Source organism: Lacihabitans soyangensis (genome assembly GCF_024343775.1).
GTDB classification, from domain to species: domain Bacteria; phylum Bacteroidota; class Bacteroidia; order Cytophagales; family Spirosomataceae; genus Leadbetterella; species Leadbetterella soyangensis.
This window is the reverse complement of the sequence record NZ_RJUF01000174.1, coordinates 132,097-140,758: the sequence shown is the minus strand read 5'-3', so window position 1 is coordinate 140,758 and position 8,662 is coordinate 132,097. Positions and strand designations below refer to the sequence as shown.

Annotated in this window: 6 protein-coding genes; 3 read left to right on the top strand and 3 right to left on the bottom strand. The window is 34.6% G+C overall.

The genetic code is table 11. The annotated features are described in order from the left end of the window. Positions 1 to 138: 138 nt before the first annotated feature. Positions 139 to 1,071 (top strand): DUF1295 domain-containing protein, encoded by a 933-nt coding sequence (locus EGI31_RS16735; RefSeq protein ID WP_255037893.1) that lies wholly within the window; start codon positions 139 to 141, stop codon positions 1,069 to 1,071. A 7-nt stretch (positions 1,072 to 1,078) separates the two neighbouring features. On the opposite strand, the gene EGI31_RS16730 is transcribed toward EGI31_RS16735, so the two are convergent. Continuing rightward, positions 1,079 to 1,804, bottom strand: a complete 726-nt coding sequence (locus EGI31_RS16730) for a L,D-transpeptidase family protein (protein ID WP_255038300.1) — start codon at positions 1,802 to 1,804, stop codon at positions 1,079 to 1,081. 228 nt (positions 1,805 to 2,032) lie between these two features. On the opposite strand from EGI31_RS16730, the gene EGI31_RS16725 reads away from it, so the two are divergent. Together EGI31_RS16725 and EGI31_RS16720 are read left to right on the top strand one after the other, a co-directional pair. Next, positions 2,033 to 4,711 (top strand): hypothetical protein, encoded by a 2,679-nt coding sequence (locus EGI31_RS16725; protein WP_255038299.1) that lies wholly within the window; start codon positions 2,033 to 2,035, stop codon positions 4,709 to 4,711. Positions 4,712 to 4,717: 6 nt separating this feature from the next. Beyond that, positions 4,718 to 6,205, top strand: a complete 1,488-nt coding sequence (locus tag EGI31_RS16720; RefSeq protein ID WP_255038298.1) for a DUF4384 domain-containing protein — start codon at positions 4,718 to 4,720, stop codon at positions 6,203 to 6,205. A gap of 52 nt (positions 6,206 to 6,257) precedes the next feature. On the opposite strand, the gene EGI31_RS16715 is transcribed toward EGI31_RS16720, so the two are convergent. Continuing rightward, complete coding sequence (locus tag EGI31_RS16715; RefSeq protein ID WP_255038297.1) at positions 6,258 to 6,455, bottom strand: YhcB family protein; 198 nt, start codon at positions 6,453 to 6,455, stop codon at positions 6,258 to 6,260. A gap of 74 nt (positions 6,456 to 6,529) precedes the next feature. Continuing rightward, a complete protein-coding gene (locus tag EGI31_RS16710) occupies positions 6,530 to 8,545 on the bottom strand; it encodes a tetratricopeptide repeat-containing sensor histidine kinase (protein ID WP_255038296.1) in 2,016 nt (671 codons plus the stop codon). Positions 8,546 to 8,662 lie beyond the last annotated feature (117 nt).

The following is an 8,662-nucleotide window of genomic DNA, read 5'->3' as shown; positions in this document are numbered from 1 at the left end:
ATCTTTAGTTTCTAAAATAATAAATTCAAACTCCAAATCAGGTTAATCACATCAGCGATATTTTAAAATCAGGGTCTTCTGTGTTCGATTTCATGGTAAAAATTTATTATTATTGCTTCAGTATTTAATCTCTGAACCATGAAATTCAACCTTATCTTGATTTCATCGCTATTAATATTGGCGTTGATCATTGTACCTGTTTTTACTTTTTATTTTGATACCAATCATCCTCTTTCTGATTTTCAAACCAGCACGCTCTATTTTTTGGTAAAATTGATGTTAGGATTGTCAGGTTTTGTTTTCATTATCGGAGAAATCACCAAAAACAACAGTCAGGTTGATAAACTTTGGAGCATATTGCCAGCAATCTATGTTTGGATTGTAGCTTTTGCCTCTGATTTCAATACAAGAGTAGTATTAATGGCTTTTTTGGTGACAATTTGGGCAGTTAGACTTACTTACAATTTCAATAGGCGAGGAGGATATTCATGGAAGTTTTGGCAAGGTGAAGAAGATTACCGTTGGGAGGTCTTGAGGCAAAATCCTGCCTTTAAAAGTAAAATTGCATGGAAATTATTCCATCTCCTCTTTATTTGTGTCTATCAAATGAGTTTGATTTTGCTTTTTACAATGCCGAGTATAGTGGCTTGGCAAGGCGAAAACCCTCTTGGACTTTTTGATTTAATTTTAACTGGATTGTTCCTATTTTTTCTGATTTTTGAAACCGTCGCAGACCAACAACAATGGAATTACCAAACTGTAAAATATGCCAAAAAAGCTCCAAAAGAACCGCTCGAAGGTGATTATGCAAAAGGATTCGTTGATACAGGACTATGGAGTAAAATGCGACACCCAAATTATTTTGCTGAGCAATCTATCTGGCTAGTTTTCTATTTGTTTAGCGTGTCCGCTAGTGGTCGTTGGCTCAACTGGTCAGTGATGGGTATCATACTTTTACTTTTGCTTTTCCAGGGAAGTGCAGATTTTAGCGAGAAAATTTCTGCAGAAAAATATCCCGCTTACAAGGATTACTTAAAAAGAGTTCCAAGGTTTTTGCCGAAATTATGGTGATAAAATCTTATTTGAAGAGATATTTCCCATCTTTATTGATTATAACTTTTGGCAATATCTTATTTTGTTCAAAATATAGATATCCAGGTTGAATACTTTTCCAAAATTTATAGTTATCGTTAAGTTTTTTTGAATCCAGTTTTTTTTCAGTCATCTCAAACGGAAATATGTGCACTTCAATCTTTTTTTGACCACTATTTCTTGCCTGAACGGCCAAAGCATAAACTTCCTTGATTTTGTCATCTGTCAAAGGAACACAACCTACCGTTACATCTGAACCATGGATAAATATATCGTTTCCAGGTTTTTCTTTCCCTAATATTTTGTCAGAAGCATTGGGATAGTTAATTCCCAATGAAAGATGATAGGTACTCACTGGATTAAATCTTTCAATATAATAAAAGCCTTCGGGCACTTGCAGGTCGCCTTCCGCTCGTTTTGGGCCAAGAATTCCCGAGGACTTGGCCACCTCATAGGTTTTTAAAAGACTAAAACTTTCCATTTTGCTAGCACTAATCCAAATTTCGGTTTTCATTTCTTCTTTAAAAACCCGAATAAATATTCTAAAGCTTTGAGGATCAAATCCTTTTGATTTTATGAGTTTCTCTAAATCAGGCCATTTGGTTGCAAAAGCATCGTTTACTCGCTCATAGGTCATTTGTTTTTGCTTGAATGTCTGAGCTTTGGCCATCATAGTAAAAAGGAAGATATAAGAAAGAAATAAGATTTTCATAGCATATAAAGTTTGGTGAAAACTAGTAATAAAAGGTGTGAATTTCAAATTGTTGGTCTTGCGTACAGATAATTGTCTTTATTTTGTTTGTCTTTGTTTTTCAAATGCTTAATTTTAAAGAGTTTATGTGATATAGTGTTGCTTTTCTTTTTCGATAAGAAGTATTAGCTTGATAAAAAGAAAAATTCAAATCACTACATCCTAATTACTGAAATTATTTAGCCCTGAATGAAAACAAAGCTTCTTTTACTATTTTTTCTGGCTTTTACGGCTCGAGCTCAAAGGCCCCAGTTGCATCTTGTTTTGGCAGCTGATGTTGAGGATAATGCCTACACGGTCAGAAATTTTTCGAAAGAAGAAAAAATCAGAAGTATGTTTGAGTTAGTTTCCAAAGAATTGGATTTTGAGCTTAAAATCAAGTACTTACATACGCAGAAATATGGTTTTTCTGCAAAAGGTGTTCTGGATACTTTGGGCAACCTAAAAATTCTTACAAGGGATGATATCCTAGTTTTTTATTATCTCGGCCGTGGATTTTATCCTAAGCCCACCATAAAAGTGCCGCTTTTGGAGTTTCAAGACACCAAGAAAATGCTTTCGTTTGATCAAATCAGAAAGAAAGTTTCTACTTTAAAAACTAGATTAACCTTATTGGTGGCAGATTGTGATGAAACTTACTCGCTTCTCTATCCCCAAGTTTTGCCTTATTCACTTTTAAAAACGGTTTTTCTGCCGCCCGATGTGGATGGAATACAGACTTCGAGTATTGATAACCATTTTTTGAGAGAAAATCTAGAGGTCTCAAGGTTTGAGGAAAATCAAGTTCTAAAAAAATATTCTTTGGATTCTTTATATCGAGATAATTGTCTGGCTCAACTCCAAGCAATGTTAAATTTGCATAATATCAATGACTTAGAAAAGAAATGGCATACTTCATTATTAATTAATCGACTCTCAAGCTATATTACTCAGCCTATTTCCACTCATTCTTCTTTTCAAGACAGATATAGGCTCGAGCAGATTTTAGAAATTTCTCCAAGGAAATATCGGACGCAATCAATTTCTGAATTTGATATGGAAATATTGGTGGATTCACTTTTTCGAAAACAAAAGATACTGGATTTTGACGATACCTTGAACTTGAAAATAAAAGAATTCTATCTATTCGAAAATAAGCCAATGGTTTCAACCTTTTGGGATACAGAATCACCTGAAATGATTGCTTATTGCCTGGAAACTTTAAATGAATTGAATCGGCTTATAGCTGAATTTATACCGAATAAACCTCTTCAATTGCCCCAAGAAAGATTGAAAATCATCTATAATAGATTAGAATCTTACAAAAAATATGGTTTTCCAAATACCTCAGATAACAATTCAAACTATCGCTCAACACAAATTAAAAAACTACCTTTTGTTCCATTAAGCAATTATAAGTTGACCAATTTTGGTCATGAGGATTTGGCAGATTTAGTCGACAGTATTTTTCTGAAAAAACAATTATTGAATACCAATGAGCCTTTATTACAGAAATTAGACAGTTTGATAGATTATGTAAATAGGCCACAGATTTCTCCTTTGGAACTTCTTTCGGAGAAAGAAATAGATAAATACTACAATACTTTAGATAGTTTGGAGGGCTATTTAGATTTAAAATCTGCCTTAAAAATGGATACAAGTTTGACCAGACGACTGAAAATTTTTCATGGGCGGTTAGAGAATTATAGGAAAGTAGGGTTCCTGGACAAGGACATTGTTAATTTTAAGGGCTTAAACATGTTTAAGGAGGAAAGTATTAAGCATATTATTGATATTCTTTATAATTCAGGAAATTTACTAAATTTCAAAAATCCGCTTCAATACAAGCTAGACAGTGTAATTGAAAACAAGCTCTCGTTCCACACCTTGTTATTAAGCGAAGCTGAATGGAATTATTATTTGAGCATTCTGAAAAGTTTAGACAGCCTAAAAATTATCAATGTGGAAGATTATGAAAATAGCATATCTATTCAATTGGCAAAAAATAGGCTCCTACAGTATCCCGAATTTGGTTTTCCTGACAAAACAAAGAACTATCAAATCGAAATTAATAATATTGAAAAACATAGTTACGGTTATATTAATGAGGTAGATAAAAATGATAGAAGAAATAAGTATTACAATCCAATCATTGATAGCCTGTATCGTAGCCGCCAAATTCTTAATATTTTGTCGCCTCTATATCAAAAAATTCATGAACTATTATGGGCAGATTTACCCAAAGGCTACCCCATCAGGGAGGGAATGCAAGCACGTGAGTCATTTCTTCGACCTATTGTAAACCAGTTATTTTTGTCCGAATGTGGTATAATTGAGGTTGCCAGTGGTCATTCCAGAAACTTACAAAAAAATAAGTACCTTGGTAATTTTACCGATCAAGTGTACAAAAACTTCAACAATGTCATATCAAATACTGCTCTGAATGATGTAGGTGAACTGAGCCTATCGAAAATCTTTACGCCTCTTCCAAAACCATTTATTTTTGATTACAAAAGGGCTGTTCCGGTCATGTGTAATTTGGTAAGTACAACTCCACAGTTTCTACTTCCAGATTTTAAAAAACTACCTACCGAGGCACGTGTTAATGAACTATTTTTGGATTATATTCGAACCACTTCTTTACCAAAGAAAAAAGTTCTTAAAAATGAAATTTCAGGCTATTTTGAGAGAGGTTCAGTTTTGAAAGTCAAGCCTCCTAAGTCAAACTCCAATGCGATTTCAAGCAGCTCGAGCCTTGGCTTGGAAGAATACTTTCAAAAACTGGATAAGGCACGGCCCAAAATCGACAGTATAGAAGTGAGGGAAGGTTCGCTAAGGAGAAATAAAAATTTTTCAAAAATCACATCGATGATGTTGGTAGAAAACTGATTAAATATGAGGCTAGTAGTTATATTACTTTTTTTTGTGTTTAACTCCGCTCTCGGACAAGGATGGATGACAGACAGCGTGTTGTCTTCCAAAATCCCTCAAAAGGCCGTAAATATTGGTCTGTTTGCAAATAAGCTACCTCAAAAAGTTGATTTGTCAAAATATGTACCATCGGTGATAGACCAAGAAAACTTCGATACCTGTATTCCTGTGGCTACCACCTATTATCTACGCACCATGTTGGAGGCCATTCGTTTAGGTATTACCAATGAAAATAGTGACGTAGACGCTCTGAGATATTCACCCTCCTACATATATGCACTCATTAGGCGAGATTCAGTAAAAAAAGATTGTAAAACCTACACCTACATAGAAGACGCCATGGAGGCACTCAAAACAAAAGGTGCGGTCAAGTATGAACAATTACCTTATCCCAATTGTAATCCAGACTTGTCAAAATTTAAACCTGAAACGAATTCACAAATATTAGATTATGTCAGACTTTTCAGTCTTATTGACGATGGAAACAAAGTGATTGCAACCAAGAAGTCTTTGGCCGAAAATCTGCCATTGGTGGTAGGCTTGCAGGTGAACGTAACGCTCAAGAAGCTTGGCCGGCTGGACTGGATTTGGCACAAAATTAAGGAGTTTTTTGGTTTGGAAGATGAAGAGTTTGCTCTTTGGAAACCAGAGGATGCCAATCTTATTCAAGGTCACGGTGTATGTGTTGTGGGATATGATGACACGAAGTTCGGTGGAAAAGGAGCATTCAAAATAGTTAACAGTAATGGGCATCGTTGGGGCGATGATGGTTTTTTTTGGATTTTATATACTGATTATGAGCGGCTTGCAAAACAAGCTTATCAGGCTATTTTACCCAAAATTCCGAAGGGGGAAATGAAATTTGCCGGAGAAGTATCATTTTTGACCAACCAGTTTGGTTCTTCCTTTGACCAATTTAGTTCTGAAAATGAAGCCGAGGTTAGAAAAAATTACAATTTGGATTCATCGAATTTTCTAACCTCCTACAATTTTAAGGAGCCCGTGGTGCATGGAAGTCAATTTCGTTTTTTTGTCAAAACCGATAACGATTTTTTCATTTATATTTTGGATGAAAACAAAGACGAAGATGAAGTGAATAAAGTTTTTCCCGATGAGTTTAACGATTCAGATTTTTTCAAATTAAACGCTCGCTCTAAATATATTTTTCCCTTGGAAAACAGTTGGAAACTATCAGGGCCAAAAGGCCGAGAAAAGGTGGTTTTCTTGTTTTCTCTAAAAAAGTTGGATATCAATAAGTATCAAGAAGAATTAAATAAACTGAAGGATGTTGCATTTGATCGAAAGATTAAAATGATTTTTGGAGATGAGCTGATATCACAGGATTTAATTGATTATGATGGGAGAGATCCTAAGAAAATGAAGTTTTTAGTTTCCAAGAATCATAAAATTGGCTCAATTGTTCCGCTTGTTTTTGCATACGATCACATTTGAAACAAAAAATGCAGCCAAAAGACTGCATTTCGATTTCAACAATTTAATGACTTTACTTTTTTGAATTTCCAGCATATTTACCGCCCAGAAAACCTAAAATAGCCCCAACAACTAATCCGATAATCAAGAATTTAATCCACTCATTATCGTCACTGCCAGCACCTCCTCGGGCAGAGGGTTGGGCAAAAGCCATGATATTTGACAAGAAAACTAGCGAAAATAGTAATGATTTTTGAACTGAAGCTTTCATGATATTATATTTTAAGGGTTAAACTACATAAAGATAAATAAAATTAACTACTGGCAAAATTATACTTACAAAATTTACTGAATTACAGGCAGTTGTATGATGAATTTCGTCCCTTTCCCTTCTTCAGACTCTATATCCAAAGTGCCTGAATGTCCGTTGATGATTATATCTCTGCTTAATGATAAACCCAAGCCAGTACCTTGACCCGTAGGCTTTGTGGTAAAAAAAGGCTGGAAAATTTTATCTTTAATCTCTTCCTTAATTCCGGTACCATTATCTTCTACGGTTATTTTTACAAACTCTTTTCCTTCAATATTCTGTTTCTCGGTTTGCAGAATTACCTTTGGATGAAACTCTTTTTTATTTTCAGTTTTAGCTCTGCTGTTTACGGCATAAAATGCGTTGTTGAAGAGATTTAGCAAAACCCTTCCGATGTCGCCATTATATATTTTAATTTCAGGTAGGTTCTCATCTAATTTGGTTTCAAATTCCGAATTAAAACCAGTGTATTTAGCACGCATTCCATGGTAGGACAATCTCAAATATTCCTCAGAAAGTTGATTTATGTTTGCCAAAATCATCTCACTTTTTTGTCCCCTGGAGTGTTCCAGCATATTTTTGACTATACTACTTGCCCTATTTCCATGGTTTTGAATTTTAGATAAATTAGCTATTAAGCTTTCTATCAAATCTTCTATATCATTTTTGTTATTGGAAGGATTGTTTTGAAGTAAAGCTTTCAATTCGGCCGACAATTCAATGCTTAATTCCGAAAAGTTTGTGACAAAATTCAATGGATTTTGAATCTCGTGAGCAATTCCCGCTGTTAATTCACCCAAGGAGGCAAGTTTTTCTTGAAGTATAAGTTGCTTTTGCGTGTTTTTTAGTTTTTCGAGCGAAGCTTCTATTTCTAACTTTTGTTTTTCTATCAGATTTTTCTGGTCAGAAAGCTCTCTATTTGCTTTAGATTTGTTTTTGTTCAGCACATATAAATTAAGTACGACCATCGCCAAAATAGCTAAAAGCGAAATTATGACAGCTATTATCTGCTTATTTTTTAGTTCTTTTTTAGAAAATTCAAGTTCTTGCGATAAAATTTTCTCATTAAAAATCAGCTGTTGAATCTCTTGGTTTTTCTTAAAATTAAAGAGGCTATCCTTGGCAGCGGTGGCTTTTTTGAAATATTGAAGTGAAATCTCTGGTTGCGACTTTTCGTACAATTCGGATAACAAAAAGCCAGATTCGGCTAATATTTCCAAATTTTTTGATTTTTCTGACAGTGTATTGGCTGCTTTTGCATAAACAAGCGAAGAATCTAGATTATTGGTGTTTTGGAAGGTTTTGGCCACCATATATTGACCCATGGAAAGAATCCTGTCATTATTTGATTTTCTGGACTGAATGCTGCTCTCTCTAAAGTATTTCAGGGCCTTAGAATATTCACCATTCTTGAATCGAATATTACCGAGGTTGTAGAGTAATATTCCATTATCCTCGCTCTTTAGCTTCTTAGCCATAAGATATGATTTTTCGGTGTAGAAATACGCCGAATCATAACGCTTTAGTTGTACATATTCAGCACCAATATTCATCAGTGCCAGTTGATTAAGTTCTTCATTTCTCAATTCGCTTGAAATTCTCGAAGCTTCTTTATAACACTCAATGGCTTTATAGTAATCCTTTTGTTCACCATACACCACTCCAAGGTTTATATGAGCTCTGCTTAGTCCTTCTAGGTCGTTGATTTTTTTCGATAATTTTATGGCCTCAAAAAGTGTCATTAATGCTTTTTGGTGGTTACCCATTCGGCCATATATTCCACCAATCCGGTTCAAGCACCTATTTTTTCCTTTTTCAAAGTTTATTTTGTTTGCCAATTCCAAGCCATCATTGGCATATTTCAAGGCTTTTTCAAGATTGTTGTTCCAGTAATTTTTTGCTATTTGTTCGAGCAATAAGACCCTTGCGGAATCCGGCATTTTTTCAGAAAGTTGTTGCTCTAGCGTAGATTTCTCGGAGTTATTTTGTCCATGCGTGCTGATGACATTCACAAACAAAATGAATAGAAGTAAGTTTCCGAGGGTTTTCATGGAAGGGTTTTGGGCTTTTGGCTAAACAAATTTAGCAGATATTTTATTATTTCCAATCTATCTGTCAAATACTTAGGTTGGCATGATTTTGGAATTTGAAGTTAAGAAATGGTCTCA

Bases quoted from the DNA above. Each gene is read 5' to 3' on its own strand.
- EGI31_RS16715 (WP_255038297.1), bottom strand. From the start codon at position 6,455: ATGAAAGCTTCAGTTCAAAAATCATTACTATTTTCGCTAGTTTTCTTG.
- EGI31_RS16735 (WP_255037893.1), top strand. From the start codon at position 139: ATGAAATTCAACCTTATCTTGATTTCATCGCTATTAATATTGGCGTTG.
- EGI31_RS16710 (WP_255038296.1), bottom strand. From the start codon at position 8,545: ATGAAAACCCTCGGAAACTTACTTCTATTCATTTTGTTTGTGAATGTC.
- EGI31_RS16725 (WP_255038299.1), top strand. From the start codon at position 2,033: ATGAAAACAAAGCTTCTTTTACTATTTTTTCTGGCTTTTACGGCTCGA.
- EGI31_RS16720 (WP_255038298.1), top strand. From the start codon at position 4,718: ATGAGGCTAGTAGTTATATTACTTTTTTTTGTGTTTAACTCCGCTCTC.
- EGI31_RS16730 (WP_255038300.1), bottom strand. From the start codon at position 1,804: ATGAAAATCTTATTTCTTTCTTATATCTTCCTTTTTACTATGATGGCC.